The organism is Fuchsiella alkaliacetigena (assembly GCF_023227765.1).
Lineage (GTDB): Bacteria > Bacillota > Halanaerobiia > Halobacteroidales > Acetohalobiaceae > Fuchsiella > Fuchsiella alkaliacetigena.
The window spans coordinates 13,420-31,726 of record NZ_JALKBZ010000013.1 but is presented as its reverse complement, the minus strand read 5'-3'; the positions used below and the strand labels follow the sequence as shown (position 1 = coordinate 31,726).

Sequence of the window (18,307 nt, the reverse complement as noted above, 5' to 3'; positions counted from 1 at the left end):
AAATATTAACTATTAAAATAAAATTAGAGAGCATTAAATTAACCTTATAACCTGCTAATATTTAAAATTTATAATCTGGGGAGGATAAAAAATGTTATTACATTTAGGTAATGACTATATGATTCCTGTCAAAGATGTAGTACTAATAGCTGATTTTGAATCAACTGATTCAGATGATTCAAGAAGCTTTTTACAAACAGCTAAAGAGGAAGATTTTATTGAAGATTTTGCTGGAGATAAAGCTAAATCATTTATAGTAACTGATGAAACTATTTATTATTCACCAATATCTTCTAAAACATTGAGGAAGAGGATGAACTTTGTAGCTAATTTAAACTGTGATTGTTAATTTTATAGTTTAAGTTAGTTTGAAGGTAATCAATTGGAGGTATAATTATGAGTAAAGATAAATTTAATTATTCTGACTATAACGCTGACCAAATACAGGTCTTGGAAGGGTTGGAGGCAGTTAGAAAAAGACCTGGTATGTATATTGGTAGTACAGGAGCTAAAGGATTACACCATTTAGTATATGAAGTAGTTGATAATAGCATAGATGAAGCTTTAGCCGGTTATTGTGAAAATATAGAGGTAACCATTAATCCAGAAAATATAGTTACAGTTACAGATGATGGACGAGGAATCCCTATTTCTCCTCATCCTAAATTGGAAAAGACTGCTGTAGAAATCGTAATGACAGTCTTGCATGCTGGAGGAAAGTTTGATGATAAAGGTTATAAGGTTTCTGGAGGACTGCACGGAGTTGGAGTTTCAGTAGTTAATGCCTTATCGGAGTGGTTGGAAGTAGAGGTGATGAGAAATAATAAGATATATCATCAGAGGTATGAACGAGGATTTCCCGTTAAAGACTTAACAATAGTTGGAGAAAGTACTAATAGTGGAACTAAAATAAAGTTTAAGCCTGATACGGATATTTTCGAAAGTATAGAGTTTAAATATAATACTTTAGTTAAAAGATTAAGAGAGTTAGCCTATTTGAATAAAGGAATTCAGATAGAATTAAGAGATGAAAGAGATTCCCAGATTAAAAAAGATATATTTAAGTTTGAAGGGGGCATTGTTTCTTTTGTAAAAGAGTTGAATAAAAATAAAGACCCTTTACATGAGGAGCCTATTTATTTTGAAGATGAGGTTGATGAAAATCAAATTGAAGTAGCTATTCAGTACAATGATGGGTATGTAGATAATATCTTTACCTTTGCTAATAATATAAATACTCAGGAAGGTGGTACCCATTTAAGTGGTTTTAAGAGTGCTTTAACTAGGACTGTTAATGACTATGCGCGGAGGCATAATCACTTAAAAGAAGAAGATCCTAACTTAGCTGGCGACGATATTAGAGAAGGAATTGTGGCTATTCTTAATGTTAAATTAAAGGATCCTCAGTTTGAAGGACAGACTAAAACGAAGTTAGGGAATAGTGAGATAAGAGGAGCTGTCGACTCTATAGTTTCTGAAAACCTAGGTGAGTTTCTAGAACAAAACCCTAAAATTGCAGCTGCTATTGTTGAAAAAGCTATTAAAGCGGCCCAAGCTAGAAAGGCTGCTCAAAAAGCCAAAGAATTAACTAGAAGAAAAAATGCTTTGAACAGAACTTCTTTACCTGGGAAATTAGCTGACTGTACTTCACGGGATCCTGAAGAATCGGAGCTTTATATTGTAGAGGGAGATTCTGCTGGAGGTTCAGCTAAGCAGGGTAGGGATAGACATTTTCAAGCTGTGCTACCTTTGAAAGGAAAGATTTTAAACGTGGAGAAAGCTCGTTTAAATAGAATTTTAAATAATAAAGAGATTAGATCTTTAATTACTGCTTTAGGTACTGGAATTGCTGATGAGTTTGATAGTGAAAAGGTTAGATATAAAAAGATTATAATTATGACCGATGCTGATGTTGATGGGGCGCATATTAGAACGTTGTTGTTGACTTTCTTTTATCGTTATATGCGTCCTTTGATTGAAGCTGGTAATATTTATATTGCTCAACCACCTCTTTATAAAGTGGAAAAGGGTAGCCAAGAGCATTATGTTTATAATGATCGCGAACTAGAAAAGTTGTTAGCGGAAATCGGAAAAGATAGAGTTTCTATGCAAAGGTATAAAGGTTTAGGGGAGATGAACCCAGAACAGTTATGGGAGACTACTATGGAGCCTGAAAACAGAACGGTTTTACAGGTGCAGATTGAAGATGCAGTTAGAGCTGATGAAATTTTTACAACTCTAATGGGTGATAAGGTGCCTCCAAGAAAAGAGTTTATAAAACAACATGCTAAAGAGGTTAAAGATATAGATATTTAAGGATAGAGGCTATGAAGTTAGGAGGGAATAGAATGTCTAAAGTAAAGGATCAACAGGTACAAGCTGTTGATATTAGAGATGAAATGAAAGAAGCATATATGGATTATGCTATGAGTGTGATTGCAGGTCGGGCCCTACCCGATGTCAGAGATGGTCTAAAGCCTGTTCATCGCCGTATTTTATATGCTATGCATGACTTAGGGATGACCCCTAATAAGTCTCATAAAAAGTCAGCTAGAATCGTAGGAGAGGTATTAGGTAAGTATCATCCTCATGGTGATACTGCTGTCTATGATACTATGGTTAGAATGGCTCAGGAGTTTAATTATAGATATCCTTTAATAGATGGTCAAGGAAACTTCGGTTCTATAGATGGTGATTCAGCAGCAGCAATGCGTTATACAGAAGCTAGGATGTCTTCTATTGCTACTGAATTATTAGCTGATATTGAAAAAAATACAGTTGATTTTAAAGCTAACTTTGATGATACTTTGGAGGAGCCTGAAGTTTTACCAGCTCGCTTGCCTAATTTATTAATTAACGGTACTTCCGGAATTGCAGTGGGAATGTCAACTAATATTCCTCCCCACAATATAAGCGAAGTAATAGATGGGCTAATAAGGTTAATAGATAACCCTGAGATTGAAGTTTTGGAATTAATGGAGACTATTAAGGGCCCAGATTTTCCTACGGGGGGACTAATTTTAGGAAGAAAAGGAATTAAGAAGGCCTTTGAAACTGGCAAAGGAAAGGTAAGTTTAAGAGCAAGAACGGAAATAGAAGAGTTTAAAAATGGAAAGTCAAGAATAATTATTACTGAACTACCTTATCAAGTTAATAAAGCTAAATTAGTAGAAAAAATAGCTAACTTGATCATAGAAGATGAAAAAGTTAAGGGAGTTGCTGACTTAAGAGACGAATCTGATCGACAAGGCTTAAGAATAGTAATTGAGCTAAAAAGAGGAATTAATCCTAAAATAACGCTTAATAAACTCTTCAAACATACTAGATTACAGACTACTTTCGGAATTATTATGTTAGCTTTAGTGAATGGAGAACCTAAAGTATTAAATTTAAAAGAAGTTTTAAATAAATATTTAGAACATCAAAAAGAAGTAATAACTAGACGCACTAAACATAAATTAGATAAAGCGGAAGCTAGAGTTCATATTTTAGAAGGTTTAAGAACTGCCTTAAATAATATAGATGCAGTAATAAAAGTGGTTCGTAGTTCTGATAATAGAAAACTAGCTCAAAAGAGATTAAGGTCAGAGTTTGACCTTACTAAAAAGCAAGCTATAGCAATTTTAAGAATGAGATTACAGAGATTAACAGGTTTAGAAATGGAAAAGATAAACTCTGAACATCAGGAACTAACTGCAAAAATCGAACGTTTTAAATCTATTTTAGCTAGCGACAAGAAATTATTAGAAATCATTAAAAAGGAGATTTTAGCTTTAAAAGATAAGTATGCTGATGCTAGACAAACTGAAATTGTAGATAAGGAAGTTGATATTGAGCTAGAAGATTTAATTGAAGAAGAGGAAATAGTAATTACCTTAACTAAACAAGGATATATTAAAAGAATGCCTTTGAATAGATATAAAAGTCAACATCGCGGCGGCAAAGGAATTATTGGGGTTAAAACTGCTGAAGATGATTTTGTAGAAAATCTATATACTACTTCTACTCATAATTATTTACTTTTTTTCACTAGCCAAGGGCGAGTTTATAGATTAAAAGGATATAAAATTCCTGAAGGAAGTCGTCAAGCTCGGGGAACAGCAATTATTAATCTATTGGAACTTAAATCTGAAGAAAAAATTACAACTGTGATTCCAATTGACAACTTTAAAGCTGATAATTATTTATTAATGGCTACTAAAAAAGGAATAGTTAAAAAGACTGAGTTAGAGGATTTTGATACTAATTACACTGGTCTAATAGGTATTGACTTGCCAACAGATGATGAATTAATTGAAGTTAAACTAACCACTGGTAATCAAGATATTATTTTAGGTACAGAATTAGGATTAGCTATTAGATTTTCAGAGTTGGAAGTTAGAAGCATGGGCAGAACAGCTAGAGGAGTCAAGGGGATAAACTTAGGTTTAGAAGATCAAGTAATTGGAATGGATGTTGTTAAAGAAGGCTCGCAATTATTAGTAGTTACAGATCAAGGTTATGGTAAGCGGACACCTATTGAAGAGTATAGATTACAAAGCAGAGCTGGTAAAGGATTATTAACTTTAAAAAGAACTGATAAAAATGGAAAGTTAATAGCTTTAAAAATGGTGGAAGACGATGATGAAGTAATGTTGATTTCTGAAAAGGGAATTTTGATTAGAATATCTGTAAAGGAAGTTTCTTCTACAGGTCGAAATACCCAAGGGGTTAAAGTAATGAGTTTAGACCAAGGAGATCAAGTAGTTTCTTTAGCTTATATTGATCAGAAAATAAAAGAATAAAATTATTTACTTAAATGCTCGTGGTTATTGATTATTCCACGAGTATTTTTTAGACTTTGAAAGTCATAAACTCTTCATATTTTTAGTATATAATTTAAAATAGTTATCAGCAAAATAAAGCTGTTTTGAAAAGGAGGAGTTTTATGAAAAAGAAGAAGTTTTTAGTGGTTATTATAATGGTGATTGCTGTTTTAGTAACTATTATCGCTTGTGATAATCAAGAAGTGGAAGAAGAAACAACAAATTCTACTCAGGAGTTTGAAAATAATGAAGAAGTTGAAGTTGATTCAGAGGATGTTTTTAAAGAACGAGCTCCTGATTTTACTTTAATTGATTTAGAAGGCAACGAAGTTACTTTATCGGCTTATCAAGGAGATAAGGTAGTATTTTTAAACTTTTGGGCTAGTTGGTGTCCACCATGTAGAAATGAAATGTCAGCTATGCAAAGAATTTACGAACAGAGACAAGAAGAAGTAAAAATATTAGCTGTTAATGTTAGAGAAAATAAACAAAAAGTACGTGACTTTATAGAAAAAGAGGGTTATCAATTTTCGATTTTATTGGATCAAAAAGGAGAGGTAGCAAGTACTTATTTAGTAAGAGGAATTCCCAAAACTTTAATTATTGATGAAAAAGGACTAATTAGAAGTGAACATATAGGAGCTTTAAATAAAGATCAAATGAATAAACTAATAGATGAGGCTTTAAAATAAATAGTGTTATTTTATTGAAATTAAATTAACTTCAAAAGAGGGGGCTTTGAAATGGAGATCAATTTTAAAAAAGCTGGATTAGTTTTAGGTATAATCTTGATTGTTGTCTTACTATTTATTGGCTCAATGAGCTATTTAATATTTAATAATTTAGTTGGTCGACAGCAAGAGCCTCAAGATAGCATAGCTGTAATTAATATTAATGGCCCTATTTTAGGTGGAAGCGGGGGAGGAATGTTTAGTCAAGGAGCTGCTAATTCTGAGCGAATTATGCGAGAAATAAATCGAGCTAAAAACGAAGAAAATATTAAAGCCATTATTTTGAATATTGAAAGTCCAGGTGGTAGTTCTGCTGCTGCTGAAGCTATTCATCGAGAGCTAGTGAGGTTTAAAGAGACTGGAAAACCAATCGTTGTTTCTATGGGTAGTATCGCTGCTTCTGGAGGTTACTATATTTCTACAGTAGCCGATCAAATCTATGCTAATTCATCTACTTTAACCGGAAGTATTGGTGTGATTATGAATCTTCATAATTTAGAAGATTTGTATGATAAATTAGGAATTGAACCTATTACCTTTAAAAGTGGCCCTTTTAAAGATATTGGTAATCCCAATCGAGAGCTATTAGCTGAAGAGGAAGAAATAATCCAAAATCTAGTTGATAGAGCTTATGAGAACTTTGTTCAGGTAATAGTTGAAGGTAGGGAGCTCGATGAGGAGAAAGTAAAAGAAATAGCAGATGGTCGGATTTATGATGGCAGTGAAGCACAAGAGCTAGGTTTAGTAGATGAATTAGGGACCTTTTATGATGCTAAAAGACAAGCGGCTCAATTAGCGGGAATAGAAGCTGAACCTAATTTAGTTTATTATGGACGTCCTTCTTTATTGGAAAGAATACTAAGTTCAGCTAATAAACTAAGCTATGCTTTAGGCTTAACAGAAAATTTAGCAGAGCAACTAAAGCTAAGTGAAGAAGAGTTAATTTACTATCAATTTTTAGAACGAGAATCTGGAAATAATCTTTGGAATTTAGAGTTGAATTATTAAAGTGAACAGATACTTAATTTTAAGAATATTAGTTATATTTATATAAGCTTGCATTTATAGTTAAAGTAGTATATAATACTTTAAAAGTTTAGATAATTGAATATTTTTAAACACTGTGAACAGGAATAGTAGGCTTTCTTCTTATTTTAAGAGAATCGGCGGTAGCTGCAAGTCGGTATAAGGAGAAGCTGATCCGCCTGGGAGTGGTTAGTGAAAACAAGCTATACCGGTTGGTGTCGTTACTCACTTTAAAGTGGGCCCTATTTTATTTAGGGTCAATTAGGGTGGCAACGCGATTCTCTCGCCCCTAACAGTTTAGTAATCATTGTTAGGAGTGAGGGATTTTTTGTTTTTTAAGTTTAAGTTTTAATTAATTTAAGATACTATACTAAAGGAGGTTCAGATAATGAAAGAAAAGAGAACATTGATGTTACCAGGACCGACTCCAATTCCAGAGGAAGCACGTTTAGCTGGAGCTCAGAAAATAATTGGTCATCGAGGTGTAGACTGTGAGGAACTGATGGAAGAAGTAACAGAAAATTTGAAGTATGTTTTCCAGACCGAAAATGATGTATTAGTTTTAACCTGTTCTGGAACTGGTGGTTTGGAAGCATCAATTGCTAATACTTTATCCGCAGGTGATAAGGTATTATCGCTTTGTACTGGTGCTTTTGGAGAAAGATATGCTACTATTGCTGAAAGATACGATATAGATGTAGAGAGAATGAACTTTGCTTGGGGTGAAGATATAGATGTAGATAGAGTTAAAGCTAGATTAGCAGCAGATCAAGAGCAGGAAATTAAAGCAATTTTAATGACTCATAATGAAACTTCCACTGGGGTAATTAACCATCCAGCTCCTATAGGAGAATTGGCCGCTCAGCATAACGCTTTGCTCTTAGTAGATGCAGTTAGCTCCATCGGCGGAATTGAGTTAAAAACTGATAAATGGCAAGCAGATGTAGTAGTAACTTCTTCTCAAAAAGCATTAATGAGTCCCCCAGGACTCTGTTTGGTTAGTGTTAGTCCGCAAGCCCTAGCAGCTACTCAAGACTCAGATTTACCTAAGTTTTATTGGAGCTTTCAAAGAGCTAAAGAGCGATATGAACGCTGTTATCAGACACCTTCTACTCCTGCCTTAGCTACTCTTTATGTCTTGAGAGAGGTTTTAAGGGAGATTAGAGAGGAAGGCTTAGAAAATCTTTTTCAACGCCATCAGCTAGTGACTAGAGCACTTAGAAGAGGTGTAGAGGCTATGGGGTTAGAGCTATTAGTAGCAGAAGAGATAGCTTCTAAAACAGTAACAGCAATTAAACTACCGACAGATGTTGAATATGAAGCTGTAGAGCAGAGACTGCGTGAGCAATATAATGTTTATATTACCGGCAGTAAAGGTAAACTAAAAGGAAAGGTCTTTAGGATTGGTCACTTAGGAAATGTAAGCAGAAGTGATATTTTATCCACCATTTCAGCTTTAGAGATGGTGTTAAATCAAGAAGGTTTTGAAGTAAAGTTAGGGTCAGGTTTAGCAGCTGCCCAAAAAGTATTCCACAAGGAGGAGAGAAGATAATGAAGGTATTAGTTAGTGATAATATTTCTGAAGCAGGAATTGATATTTTAAAAGAACACGGTATTGATGTTACCTTCAATACTGAATTGAGCTATGAAGAATTACTGACAGAAATCGGTAAATACGAGGGGATTATTCTTAGAAGTATGACTCCTTTAAATGAAGAGGTGTTGAGTCAAGCTGATAAGCTAAAGGTAATTGCTAGAGCAGGTTCAGGTTATGATAATATTGATATAGAAGCTGCCTCTAAACAAGGAATTATAGTCTTAAATACTCCCGGTCAAAATACTGTTTCTGCTGCCGAACAGTCTATGGCACTAATGTTAAGTCTATCTCGTAATATACCTCAGGCTAATGAAGCTTTACATAATGGTATTTGGGATAGAAGTAAATATCAAGGAGTAGAGTTAAACGAAAAGGTTTTAGGAATCATCGGTTTAGGTAGAGTTGGAGGGAACGTAGCTAAAAGAGCTAAATCCTTTAATATGGAGGTAATTGCTAATGATCCGTATATTACCAAAAAGAGAGGTGAAAAGTTAGGAGTAGAACTGGTAGATTTTAAAGAAATCCTGAAAAGATCTGACTATATTTCTGTGCATACCCCTTTAACTGATGAAACCTATCACATCTTAGGCAAAAAAGAGTTTGCGCAAATGAAAGAAAATGTGAGAATAATCAATGCAGCTCGAGGTAAAAATGTGGATACTCATGCTTTGTATGAAGCTATCAAGGATGGCAAAGTTGCTGGAGCTGGTTTAGATGTTCACGAAGAAGAACCTTTAGACGATCATCCTTTATTAGAACTAAAGGATAAAGTAATTGTAACTCCTCATTTAGGAGGAACTACTGATGAAGCAATGGACAATGTAGCTATTGATGCTGCTAAGCAGGCTATTGCTGTCTTAGAAGGTAATTTACCGAGAACTCCTTTGAATATTCCTACCTTACAGCCGGAGGAAATGGAGCAGATTAGACCTTATGTAGAATTAGCTGAAAAGTTAGGTTCTTTTTATGCACAGTGGGAAGAAGGAAGAATTAAAAACTTAAAGGTCTCTTATAATGGGGAAGTAGCTAAGCAAGAAGTTAGTCCAATTACTACTTCTTTGTTAAAAGGTCTCTTAAATCCAATATTGGAAGAGTCTGTTAACTTAGTTAATGCTAGCTTGATTGCTGAAGAAAGAGGAATTGAAGTTACAGAAAGTAAAAGTACTAGCGCAGATAGATACTCTAACTTAATTACTTTAGAAGCAGAAACTGAGGAAGAAACCAATAAATTAGCGGGAACAGTTTTTGCCGAGAATGACCTGCGAATAGTTCAAATTAATGATTACTATATTGATGCTAAACCAGAAGGAAATATTTTAATTACTATTCATACTGATCAGCCTGGAGTTTTAGGTAAAATTGGAACTCTATTAGGGGAAAATGGGATTAATATTGCTAGCATGCAGCTAGGTAGGCATCAAGTAGGTGGTAAAGCAGTAATGATGATGCAAGTGGATAATGAATTAGATGCAGAAGTATTAGCAGAATTAACTTCTATAAATGGGATGGAAAATACTAAATATGTTACCTTATAGTTTTAGTAGTAAAGGAGGTCAGGCTGATGTTATATTTGACTTTTGTTAGAGAGAATGTAGAGTTAGTTAAAGATGCTTTAGATAAAAAAGGTGCTGAGGCTGATTTAGATGAGCTAATAGTTCAGGACCAGAAGCGTAGAGATACACTTTATGAAGTAGAACAGTTAAAGCATAGAAGAAATGAAGCCTCTGATAAAATAGGGGAATTAAAACGAAAGGGAGAAGATGCTTCAGAAATAATTAGTGAAATGCAGGAGGTATCAGCTCAAATCAAGGAAATGGATGAGGAAGTCAGAGAATGTGAAGAAAAGATTGAAGAAATCTTACTACAAATACCTAATATTCCTCATCCTGAAGCTCCACTTGGAACTGATGAAGAGGATAATGTACTTGCTTGGCAGTGGGGAGAAGTTAGGGAGTTTAACTTTAAACCGCAAGCTCATTGGGATCTTGGAGAAGAACTTGATATTTTAGATTTTGAAAAGGGAGCTAAGGTTTCTGGAGCTCGATTTACATTTTTAAAAGGGTTAGGAGCTAAGTTGGAGCGGGCCCTAATTGAATTTATGCTGGATATCCACTTAGAGGAGCATAATTATCAAGAGGTATTTCCCCCTTATATCGTACACCGGGATAGTATGATTGGTACTGGACAGTTACCTAAGTTTGAGGAGGATGCTTTTAAACTGGAAGGTGCTGATTACTATTTGATACCTACTGCTGAAGTACCAGTAACTAATATGTATAGAGATCAAATTTTGCAAGCGGAACAACTACCGATCCATCATGTTGCTTATAGTGCCTGTTTTAGAGCAGAGGCTGGAGCTCACGGACGCGATACCAGAGGGATTATTCGTCAGCATCAGTTTAATAAAGTGGAACTAGTTAAGTTCGTGAAGCCTGAAGATTCATATACTGAGCTTGAAAAGCTAGTCAAGGATGCAGAGGTGATACTTCAAAAGTTAGAGCTACCTTATCGAGTGCTGGATATGTGTACTGGAGATTTAGGCTTTGCTGCTGCTAAAAAGTACGATATAGAGGTTTGGTTTCCTAGTTATGATACTTATAGAGAGGTCTCTTCTTGTAGTAATTTTGAAGACTTTCAAGCTAGAAGGGCAAGTATCAAGTATCGTCCTCACCCAGAAGCTAAAGCTAGGCTGGTGCATACACTAAATGGTTCGGGAGTAGCTATTGGTCGAACAGTAGCTGCTATCTTAGAAAACTATCAACAGACTGATGGGTCAGTAATTATTCCAGAAGCTTTAAGACCCTATATGAATGGTTTAGATAAAATTGAACCCTAAAAGCTGCTTTTGCTTGACAAAGTAAAGTTGATAGGATATAATAACTTAGTAAATTTAAGTTGAGAAATTAATTCAGGAGGGATACCCAAGTGGCTGAAGGGGCGGGTTTGCTAAACCTGTAGTAGGACGCTTTAGTCCTAGCGAGGGTTCGAATCCCTCTCCCTCCGCCAAATTAAATTTTAATAGTATTATTTTGTACTTAGAAATTAATCAACTGCTAAGCAATTTGCTTGACAGTTGATTAATTTTTTATTATAATTAAATGGAATCTGATTATAACTAGATAGAATGAATTATTAAAGCAATAATCATTAATTTAAGTTATAGTATTGAGATTATTTTATAAAGAGTAATAAAGGAGCTTAATAAAATTACTAAAGGGGGAGAAAAATGAAAAAGATTTCGTTGTTACTTTGTTTAAGTCTAGTTTTATTATTAGTTGTGATGGCTAGTCCAGAAGCTATGCTGGCTGATGATGGTACTCATGTAGGAGTTGGCTCTGGTTATGGTGGAGATGTAGAAGTGGAAGTAGAGGTTTCTGAGGGAGAGATTGTAAGTGTAGAGATTTTAGAGCATGATGAAACAGCAGGTATTTCCGATGCTGCTTTTGATGAAGTACCAGCTGCTATTGTAGAAGCACAGTCTACAGATGTAGATGCAGCTAGTGGTGCGACTAAGACTAGCGAAGCTATTATTAAAGCGGTTAAAGATGCTTTAGGAAAAAATGGTGGTAATTTGGCAGACGGTACATATGTAGGAGTTGGCTCTGGTTATGGTGGAGATGTAGAAGTAGAATTACAAGTTTCTGAGGGAGAGATTGTAAGTGTAGAGATTTTAGAGCATGATGAAACAGCAGGTATTTCCGATGCTGCTTTTGATGAAGTACCAGCTGCTATTGTAGAAGCACAGTCGGCAGATGTAGATGCAGCTAGTGGTGCGACTAAGACTAGCGAAGCTATTATTGAAGCGGCAGAAGATGCTCTAAGTCAAGCTAAGTAATTTAATTATTAATTTAAGTTTGAAATTGATTTTGGTCTATATGTTTAATTAAGACATGTAGGCCAATTTTTTATTTTTGACAATTGTTTTTCTGTGTTGTATAATTACTAAGCAAGTTATTTGAGATATTAAAATTTTTAACCGTACTAAACGGGGTGGTAGCGGTGCCCTGTAACCCGCAAGCCGCTATAGCGGGGTTGAAGTCTACTCTAGCCTAATTTTCTTTAAGGTCTGGCTTAAGCAAGTGGTGATGAAGGTTGGGTCCTACGCAATAAGAACCTACCAACTCCGTCAGGCCCGGAAGGGAGCAGCGGTAAGTAGTGTTTTTTATGTGCCGTAGGGGAGCCTGGCTTGAGCTAACTGCTTAAGTAACGCTTAAAGAAGATTAGGTGAAAGTAGATGTACGGTTTTAATTTTTAATTTTCCTTGACAAGTTATAGTCTATGTTATATAATTATTGAGGCATGTTGAAAATTGGAGGGGTGTCCGAGTCCGGTTTATGGTGGCAGACTTGAAATCTGCTGTACGTTTATGCGTACCGTGGGTTCGAATCCCACCCCCTCCGCCATTAATAGCTGTCAGTCATCAATTGTCAGTTATTAGTGAAGGTGAAAAATAGATTAAGTTTTAGCTGAAGACTATTCGGAGAGATACCCAAGTGGCTGAAGGGGCGGGTTTGCTAAACCTGTAGTAGGACGCTTTAGTCCTAGCGAGGGTTCGAATCCCTCTCTCTCCGCCATTTTATTTTGCGCCCGTAGCTCAACTGGATAGAGTAACTGACTACGAATCAGGAGGTTGGAGGTTCGACTCCTCCCGGGCGCGCCATTTTAAATAGGTGATATTGTGAAAAAAAACGATGAATATTATATGAAGCTTGCCTTAAGGGAAGCACAAAAGGCTTATTCTAAAGCCGAGGTGCCTATTGGAGCAGTTATTGTTAGGGATGAGAAAGTTATTGCTAGGGCTCATAATTTGAAGGAGAAACTGCAAGATCCTACTGCTCACGCTGAGATTCTAGCTATTAAAGAAGCTTGTAGTAATTTAGGTAGCTGGCGATTAACTGATTCTACCCTTTATGTTACTATCGAACCCTGTCCAATGTGTGCTGGAGCTTTAGTTCAAGCTAGAGTAGAACAGTTAGTATTTGGAGCTGCAGATCCTAAAGCAGGAGCTGTTGGTTCACTTTTAAATTTAGTAGATTTTGCTGATTTTAATCATCAACTTGAGTTTAAGTCTGGAGTTTTAGAGCAGGAATGTAGGCAAGTAATAAAAAGCTTTTTTGCAGATTTAAGAGATAAGTAGATATTATTTTGTGATATTTGCTGTTTATAAAAACTATTAGTTCGGAGAGGTGTCCGAGTCTGGTTTAAGGAGCCCGCCTGGAAAGCGAGTAGACGGTTCACCCCGTCTCGAGGGTTCAAATCCCTCCCTCTCCGCCATTTTCAAACTGCCATTTAATGGTGGTTTTTTATTTTTTGCTATTTTCTAATTAATGGAAGAAGGGGCTTGACGATAGAATTTCATTCTGTTATAATTATGAATGTTAAAGTTGAGTATTAAATTAGCTAATTAAAGTTGTTAAAACTTTTGAATTATAGATTTGGCTGTGCTAGATGGGGTGGTAGCGGTACCCTGTAACCCGCAAGCCGCTATAGCGGGATTGAATATCTACTCCAGCCTTTTGTTCTTTAAGGTCTGGCTTAAGCAAGTGGTGATGAAGGTTGGGTCCTACGCAATAAGAACCTACCAACTCCGTCAGGCCCGGAAGGGAGCAGCGGTAAGTAGTGTTTCTTATGTGCCGTAGGGGAGCCTGGCTTGAGCTAACTGCTTAAGTAACGCTTAAGGAGGATTAGGTGAAAGTAGATGCACAGCCTTAATTTTTATAAAAATCAATAATGATGTTTATATGGGGTTGAATAAAAATGTCTTATTTATCATTATATAGAAAATGGCGACCAAGAAACTTTGAAGATATTGTAGGGCAGGATAATATTATTAAAACCCTTAGAAATGCAATTAAATTAGAAAGAATTGCTCATGCTTATTTATTTTGTGGACCTAGAGGTACTGGTAAAACAAGTACAGCTAAAGTTTTAGCTAAAGCATTAAACTGTAATGATAGTTTAAATACAAATCCTTGTGGCGAATGCGAAATTTGTCATAAAATACATAATAATAGCTCTGTTGATATAATTGAAATAGATGCTGCTTCTAATCGAGGAATTGATGAAATTAGGAATTTAAGAGAGAAAGTAAAGTTTTCTCCTACTGAAGGTCGCTATAAAGTATATATAATTGATGAAGCTCATATGTTGACTAAGGAAGCCTTTAATGCTTTACTTAAAACTTTAGAAGAGCCTCCGGAATATGTTATATTTATTTTAGCTACTACAGAACCCTATGCTTTATTACCTACTATTCTTTCTCGTTGCCAAAAATTTGACTTTGGTAGACTGTCTACTCAAGATATAGTAGAGCGTTTAAACTTTATTTGTCAGCAAGAGAATATTGAATTATCAACTGAAGCAGCGATGCTTATTGCTAGAAGTGCAGAAGGTGGAATGCGAGACGCGATTAGTACTTTAGATCAGTTAATTTCTTATAGTGAATCAAAAATAGAATTAAGCGATGTAAATGAAGTTTTAGGTTTGGTAGAGCAGGAAGTTCTTTTCGAGATGGGAAAAATAATTTTAAATAAGGAAGTAGATAAAGGTTTAAAGTTAATTAATCGCATCTTAAATGAAGGGAAAGATTTACAACAGTTTGTAAATAGCTTAATAAATTATTTACGTAGTCTTTTAGTTCAAAGTGAATGCCAGGAGCTAACAGAATTAATAGAGTATCCAGCTGCTGGTAAAGAAAAAATGAAACTGCAAGCTGAGAAATTTTCAGTTCGAAGGTTAATGAAGATAATTAATATTTTAATTGAATTAAAAAGCGAATTAAAACAGAATGAACAACCTAGAATTTTATTGGAGATGGGAGTTATAAAGTTAATTAACTCTGAAGTTGAATCTTATTCAGAGAGTATTTTAGAGCGAATAAATAAGTTGGAAAAAGAAATAACTAATTTAAAAAGCATTCAAGATATTTCAGACAAAGAAGGTAGTTATAATTCTCAAGTAAAATTAAAAGAGAAGCAAGAAACAGAAGTTGAAACTAAAGCATCGTCAGAAAATCAAAAGTCACAGCCTAAAGAAGAAAGTACTTCTGCTTTAAATATAAAGGAAAACTGGCCGAAGGTATTAGCACATATTCGAGAGCATGAGATTAGAACTCATGCTATGCTTAAAGAAGGTAAGGTTGCTGCTGTTCAAGATAGGCAGATAATTATAGAGTTCGATAAATCTAAAAGCTTTCATAAGACAAATGTTGAACAAAAAAGTGAAATTATTGAAAAGAGTATTAAAGAAGTTTTGGGAGTTAAGAAGAAGGTTAAAGCTGTTTTTTCTGGAAATAATAATTATGAAAATAAAGCGGAGCAAAGTGGCAAGGAGACTGATAGAAACCCCAAAGAAGTAAAAGAGTTTAAGCAGAAAGAAAGTAAAGAGCAAGCGGAAAAAGGTGTTGAAGATCATTCTTTGGTGAAGGACGTTTTGGAAGTGTTTGGTGGTGAGATTATTAAAGTAGGAAAATAATAAGCGAGGAGGAGAAAAATTATGGATATGGGTAAGATGATGAAGCAGGTACAAAAGATGCAATCACAAATGAAAAAAGCTCAAGAAGATTTAGCTGATGAAGAAGTAGAGGCTACTGCTGGTGGGGGTGTAGTTAAGGTGGTTGCTAATGGAAAACAGGAAATTGTAGATATTAGTATTGATCCTGATGCAGTTGACCCGGAAGATGTAGAGATGTTAGAAGATTTAATTTTAGCAGCAACTAATGAAGCAATGCGTAAGGTACAGGATATGGCTTCGGAAAAAATGGGTGACTTAACTGGAGGCATGAATATTCCTGGGCTATTTTAACTAATAAGGAGAAGTTGTTTTATGAAGCATTATGCACAGCCTATAGCTAAATTAATTGGACAGTTAACTAAACTACCTGGAATTGGTCCTAAAACTGCGCAAAGATTAGCTTTTTATATTTTAGATTCTACTCAAGAAGAAGTTGAAGAGTTAGCTTTAACTATTAAAGATGTAAAAGATAATATTAATTACTGTTCTGTCTGCAATAATTTTAGTGCAGAAGAAGTATGTAGTATTTGTAAAGATGAAACTAGAGATACAAATACTATTTGTATAGTAGAGAATTCTAAAGATATAGTAGCCATGGAAAGAACAGGAGAATATAAAGGAGTATACCATGTTTTGCACGGCTCTATTTCTCCTATGGAAGGGAGAGGGCCTGATGATATTAGACTTAATAGCTTATTATCTCGGATTAAAGAAAAGAATATTGAAGAGGTTATTTTAGCTACAGATCCTAATGTAGAAGGTGAAGCTACAGCTATGTATATTGTTCGTCTGTTAGAGCCTTTTGAGATTACCATTAGTAGAATAGCCCATGGATTGCCAGTTGGAGGAGACTTAGAGTATGCTGATGAAGTAACGTTATCCAAGGCCTTAGAGGGTAGAACTAAAGTATAAATTATTAAAATTTTGGTTACCTTAAAAATAAGTTTTAAGGGGGTAATCAAAATTTATAAGTTAATTAATTCTATTAAGCAATTATTTATAATGTTAAGCTCTTATTATCAAGGCTTGAAGGTAAAGTTGGTGATCTTAGATTTAGATGAATTTAACTTTACTATCGATGAAGAATTAGAAGCTGCTAAAAAGGAATGGTTAGAAGCACAGGCTTACTTTCAAAAAGTAAAAGAACCTGACTTGGTGGACTATGCTATTTATTCTATTGAAGCAGCTCAAGCTAAATATAATTACTTATTAAAAGAAGTTAAAAAAAAGGGTCACCGGTAAAACGGTGGCTTTAGTATTTATAATTAGTTGACATAGTTTGTTTATTTAGATATAATTAGAAATGGAAATTGGTCTGACCATTAGGTGTTGATTGTTTAAATTAAGGCAAATTATATAATTTATTATCTAATTGAATATTAATGAATTATTTGAATATTGACACAAATATTGACTTTTGATATACTGATTTATACTGGATATTTATGCTTAGACAAGCTATTTGGAATAAAAATACTGGATTAAAGCTTAGTAAAGTTAATATACTAAGCTTAAAAATTAGATTTGAATTGTTAATAAGTATTTTGAAAATTTAAATTTATTTAAATTAAAAGGAATATATATATTCCTTAAAGAAAATATATAGTTGGATACCATAAAAATATTAGCTAATTTTTTTATTTTATTTAACTATATTAGGAGGTGAAGAGACTACAAAGCTAGAAAGATTTTATAACTTTAATTATACACTTAAGAGAACTAAACGAAAGGAGGAGCATTGATGGCAACTTTAACAGAAATTCGTTGGCATGGTAGAGGGGGACAAGGTTCTAAAACAGCATCTATTTTATTAGGAAAAGTTGCATCTAAAACCGGAAAGAATATTCAAGCATTTCCAGAATACGGTCCTGAAAGAATGGGAGCTCCCGTATTAGCTTTTAATAGAATTAGCGAAAACGAACTTACAGTTCATTGTCAGGTTACTGAACCGAGTATAGTAGTGGTTTTAGATCCTACTTTATTAGAGGTAGTAGATGTAACAGAAGGAGTACCTGAGGACGGTACTATTATTGTTAATACTAATAAAAGCCCTGGTAAAATCAAAGAGAAGCTTGACTTTGCTGGTGAGGTGTTTACAGTTGATGCAAATGAAATCTCTACTTATGAGTTAGGAGCACCTTTTCCTAATACACCTATGTTAGGTGCTTTAATTAAGGCTACAGGTATATTGGAGTTTGAGGATTTTAAAGTTCAAATAAAGAAAGAATTTGAAAAGAAGTTTGCTAGTAAGCCTGAAGTTATTGAAGGAAATATGAACTGTATAGATAGGGCTTACCAGGAGGTGAGGAATTAATAATGGCTAAAAAAGATCAACAAAAACCGGGTTGGAAATCCATTCCAGAAGGCGGCTTAATTATAGAGCCTGGGAATGCTGATGATTATAAAACTGGTGGCTGGAGAACTTATCGACCCATGATAGATCAAGAGATCTGTATCAACTGTCATATTTGTTGGATTTATTGCCCGGATTCTTCTATAATTTCTAAAGATGAAGAGATTAAAGGCTATGATTATGACCATTGTAAAGGCTGTGGAATCTGTGCTAATGAATGTCCTGTTGATGCGATAACTATGCTAGAAGAAGGAAACTTATCTGAGAAATAAGTGGAAGGAGG

Annotated in this window: 16 protein-coding genes, 5 tRNA genes, 2 other RNA genes and 1 other annotated feature; all 23 genes read left to right on the top strand. The window is 34.6% G+C overall.

All coding sequences use genetic code 11. The features are described 5' to 3' along the window. The first annotated feature begins 91 nt into the window (after positions 1 to 91). A complete protein-coding gene (gene remB / locus MWH30_RS05580; protein WP_248663067.1) occupies positions 92 to 349 on the top strand; it encodes an extracellular matrix regulator RemB in 258 nt (85 codons plus the stop codon). A gap of 47 nt (positions 350 to 396) precedes the next feature. Further along, the gene (gyrB, locus tag MWH30_RS05575; protein WP_248663066.1) at positions 397 to 2,316 is read left to right on the top strand and encodes a DNA topoisomerase (ATP-hydrolyzing) subunit B; all 1,920 of its coding nucleotides are present in this window, start codon (positions 397 to 399) and stop codon (positions 2,314 to 2,316) included. A gap of 32 nt (positions 2,317 to 2,348) precedes the next feature. Beyond that, positions 2,349 to 4,784, top strand: coding sequence for a DNA gyrase subunit A (gyrA, locus tag MWH30_RS05570; RefSeq protein ID WP_248663065.1), 2,436 nt, complete (start codon positions 2,349 to 2,351; stop codon positions 4,782 to 4,784). A gap of 143 nt (positions 4,785 to 4,927) precedes the next feature. Further along, entirely contained in the window at positions 4,928 to 5,497 is a 570-nt protein-coding gene (locus MWH30_RS05565) for a TlpA family protein disulfide reductase (RefSeq protein WP_248663064.1), read from the top strand. 51 nt (positions 5,498 to 5,548) lie between these two features. Beyond that, positions 5,549 to 6,544: a signal peptide peptidase SppA gene (gene sppA, locus MWH30_RS05560; RefSeq protein ID WP_248663063.1), complete on the top strand. Its 996-nt coding sequence runs from the start codon at positions 5,549 to 5,551 to the stop codon at positions 6,542 to 6,544. 106 nt (positions 6,545 to 6,650) lie between these two features. After that, positions 6,651 to 6,856, top strand: a binding site (T-box leader). Between the two features lie 94 nt (positions 6,857 to 6,950). Then, positions 6,951 to 8,114 (top strand): pyridoxal-phosphate-dependent aminotransferase family protein, encoded by a 1,164-nt coding sequence (locus MWH30_RS05555; RefSeq protein WP_248663062.1) that lies wholly within the window; start codon positions 6,951 to 6,953, stop codon positions 8,112 to 8,114. Then, positions 8,114 to 9,694: a phosphoglycerate dehydrogenase gene (gene serA, locus MWH30_RS05550; protein WP_248663061.1), complete on the top strand. Its 1,581-nt coding sequence runs from the start codon at positions 8,114 to 8,116 to the stop codon at positions 9,692 to 9,694. The genes MWH30_RS05555 and serA overlap by 1 nt, the downstream gene beginning before the upstream one ends. Positions 9,695 to 9,720: 26 nt before the next feature. Beyond that, entirely contained in the window at positions 9,721 to 10,995 is a 1,275-nt protein-coding gene (gene serS, locus MWH30_RS05545) for a serine--tRNA ligase (RefSeq protein WP_248663060.1), read from the top strand. A gap of 75 nt (positions 10,996 to 11,070) precedes the next feature. Then, a tRNA-Ser gene (locus tag MWH30_RS05540) sits at positions 11,071 to 11,165 on the top strand. A 220-nt stretch (positions 11,166 to 11,385) separates the two neighbouring features. Continuing rightward, on the top strand, positions 11,386 to 11,994 hold the full coding sequence (locus MWH30_RS05535; protein ID WP_248663059.1) for an FMN-binding protein: 609 nt from the start codon (positions 11,386 to 11,388) through the stop codon (positions 11,992 to 11,994). Positions 11,995 to 12,135: 141 nt separating this feature from the next. Then, positions 12,136 to 12,401: signal recognition particle sRNA large type (ffs, locus tag MWH30_RS05530), an RNA gene on the top strand. A gap of 69 nt (positions 12,402 to 12,470) precedes the next feature. Next, a tRNA-Ser gene (locus MWH30_RS05525) sits at positions 12,471 to 12,562 on the top strand. A 76-nt stretch (positions 12,563 to 12,638) separates the two neighbouring features. Next, positions 12,639 to 12,733: transfer RNA gene (locus tag MWH30_RS05520), tRNA-Ser, on the top strand. 9 nt (positions 12,734 to 12,742) lie between these two features. Then, a tRNA-Arg gene (locus MWH30_RS05515) sits at positions 12,743 to 12,819 on the top strand. Positions 12,820 to 12,837: 18 nt separating this feature from the next. Next, positions 12,838 to 13,296: a tRNA adenosine(34) deaminase TadA gene (gene tadA, locus MWH30_RS05510; protein WP_248663058.1), complete on the top strand. Its 459-nt coding sequence runs from the start codon at positions 12,838 to 12,840 to the stop codon at positions 13,294 to 13,296. A gap of 43 nt (positions 13,297 to 13,339) precedes the next feature. Further along, positions 13,340 to 13,433: transfer RNA gene (locus MWH30_RS05505), tRNA-Ser, on the top strand. 165 nt (positions 13,434 to 13,598) lie between these two features. Continuing rightward, positions 13,599 to 13,865, top strand: an RNA gene (ffs, locus tag MWH30_RS05500) — signal recognition particle sRNA large type. A gap of 51 nt (positions 13,866 to 13,916) precedes the next feature. Further along, a complete protein-coding gene (gene dnaX / locus MWH30_RS05495) occupies positions 13,917 to 15,632 on the top strand; it encodes a DNA polymerase III subunit gamma/tau (protein WP_248663057.1) in 1,716 nt (571 codons plus the stop codon). A 21-nt stretch (positions 15,633 to 15,653) separates the two neighbouring features. Beyond that, the gene (locus tag MWH30_RS05490) at positions 15,654 to 15,962 is read left to right on the top strand and encodes a YbaB/EbfC family nucleoid-associated protein (RefSeq protein ID WP_248663056.1); all 309 of its coding nucleotides are present in this window, start codon (positions 15,654 to 15,656) and stop codon (positions 15,960 to 15,962) included. A 21-nt stretch (positions 15,963 to 15,983) separates the two neighbouring features. Next, the gene (recR, locus tag MWH30_RS05485; RefSeq protein ID WP_248663055.1) at positions 15,984 to 16,583 is read left to right on the top strand and encodes a recombination mediator RecR; all 600 of its coding nucleotides are present in this window, start codon (positions 15,984 to 15,986) and stop codon (positions 16,581 to 16,583) included. 90 nt (positions 16,584 to 16,673) lie between these two features. Beyond that, positions 16,674 to 16,913: a DUF2508 family protein gene (locus MWH30_RS05480; RefSeq protein WP_248663054.1), complete on the top strand. Its 240-nt coding sequence runs from the start codon at positions 16,674 to 16,676 to the stop codon at positions 16,911 to 16,913. 499 nt (positions 16,914 to 17,412) lie between these two features. Continuing rightward, positions 17,413 to 17,985 carry a 2-oxoacid:acceptor oxidoreductase subunit gamma family protein gene (locus MWH30_RS05475; protein ID WP_248663053.1) on the top strand — a complete coding sequence of 191 codons (573 nt, stop codon included), beginning with the start codon at positions 17,413 to 17,415 and terminating at the stop codon, positions 17,983 to 17,985. Between the two features lie 2 nt (positions 17,986 to 17,987). Next, positions 17,988 to 18,296 (top strand): pyruvate synthase subunit PorD, encoded by a 309-nt coding sequence (porD, locus tag MWH30_RS05470; protein WP_248663052.1) that lies wholly within the window; start codon positions 17,988 to 17,990, stop codon positions 18,294 to 18,296. Positions 18,297 to 18,307 lie beyond the last annotated feature (11 nt).

Excerpts from the sequence above, each read along its gene's own strand:
- MWH30_RS05555 (WP_248663062.1), top strand. The coding sequence starts at position 6,951 with ATGAAAGAAAAGAGAACATTGATGTTACCAGGACCGACTCCAATTCCA.
- sppA (WP_248663063.1), top strand. The coding sequence starts at position 5,549 with ATGGAGATCAATTTTAAAAAAGCTGGATTAGTTTTAGGTATAATCTTG.
- remB (WP_248663067.1), top strand. The coding sequence starts at position 92 with ATGTTATTACATTTAGGTAATGACTATATGATTCCTGTCAAAGATGTA.
- dnaX (WP_248663057.1), top strand. The coding sequence starts at position 13,917 with ATGTCTTATTTATCATTATATAGAAAATGGCGACCAAGAAACTTTGAA.
- MWH30_RS05565 (WP_248663064.1), top strand. The coding sequence starts at position 4,928 with ATGAAAAAGAAGAAGTTTTTAGTGGTTATTATAATGGTGATTGCTGTT.
- MWH30_RS05490 (WP_248663056.1), top strand. The coding sequence starts at position 15,654 with ATGGATATGGGTAAGATGATGAAGCAGGTACAAAAGATGCAATCACAA.
- MWH30_RS05535 (WP_248663059.1), top strand. The coding sequence starts at position 11,386 with ATGAAAAAGATTTCGTTGTTACTTTGTTTAAGTCTAGTTTTATTATTA.
- serA (WP_248663061.1), top strand. The coding sequence starts at position 8,114 with ATGAAGGTATTAGTTAGTGATAATATTTCTGAAGCAGGAATTGATATT.
- gyrB (WP_248663066.1), top strand. The coding sequence starts at position 397 with ATGAGTAAAGATAAATTTAATTATTCTGACTATAACGCTGACCAAATA.
- serS (WP_248663060.1), top strand. The coding sequence starts at position 9,721 with ATGTTATATTTGACTTTTGTTAGAGAGAATGTAGAGTTAGTTAAAGAT.
- MWH30_RS05480 (WP_248663054.1), top strand. The coding sequence starts at position 16,674 with ATGTTAAGCTCTTATTATCAAGGCTTGAAGGTAAAGTTGGTGATCTTA.
- recR (WP_248663055.1), top strand. The coding sequence starts at position 15,984 with ATGAAGCATTATGCACAGCCTATAGCTAAATTAATTGGACAGTTAACT.
- MWH30_RS05475 (WP_248663053.1), top strand. The coding sequence starts at position 17,413 with ATGGCAACTTTAACAGAAATTCGTTGGCATGGTAGAGGGGGACAAGGT.
- gyrA (WP_248663065.1), top strand. The coding sequence starts at position 2,349 with ATGTCTAAAGTAAAGGATCAACAGGTACAAGCTGTTGATATTAGAGAT.
- porD (WP_248663052.1), top strand. The coding sequence starts at position 17,988 with ATGGCTAAAAAAGATCAACAAAAACCGGGTTGGAAATCCATTCCAGAA.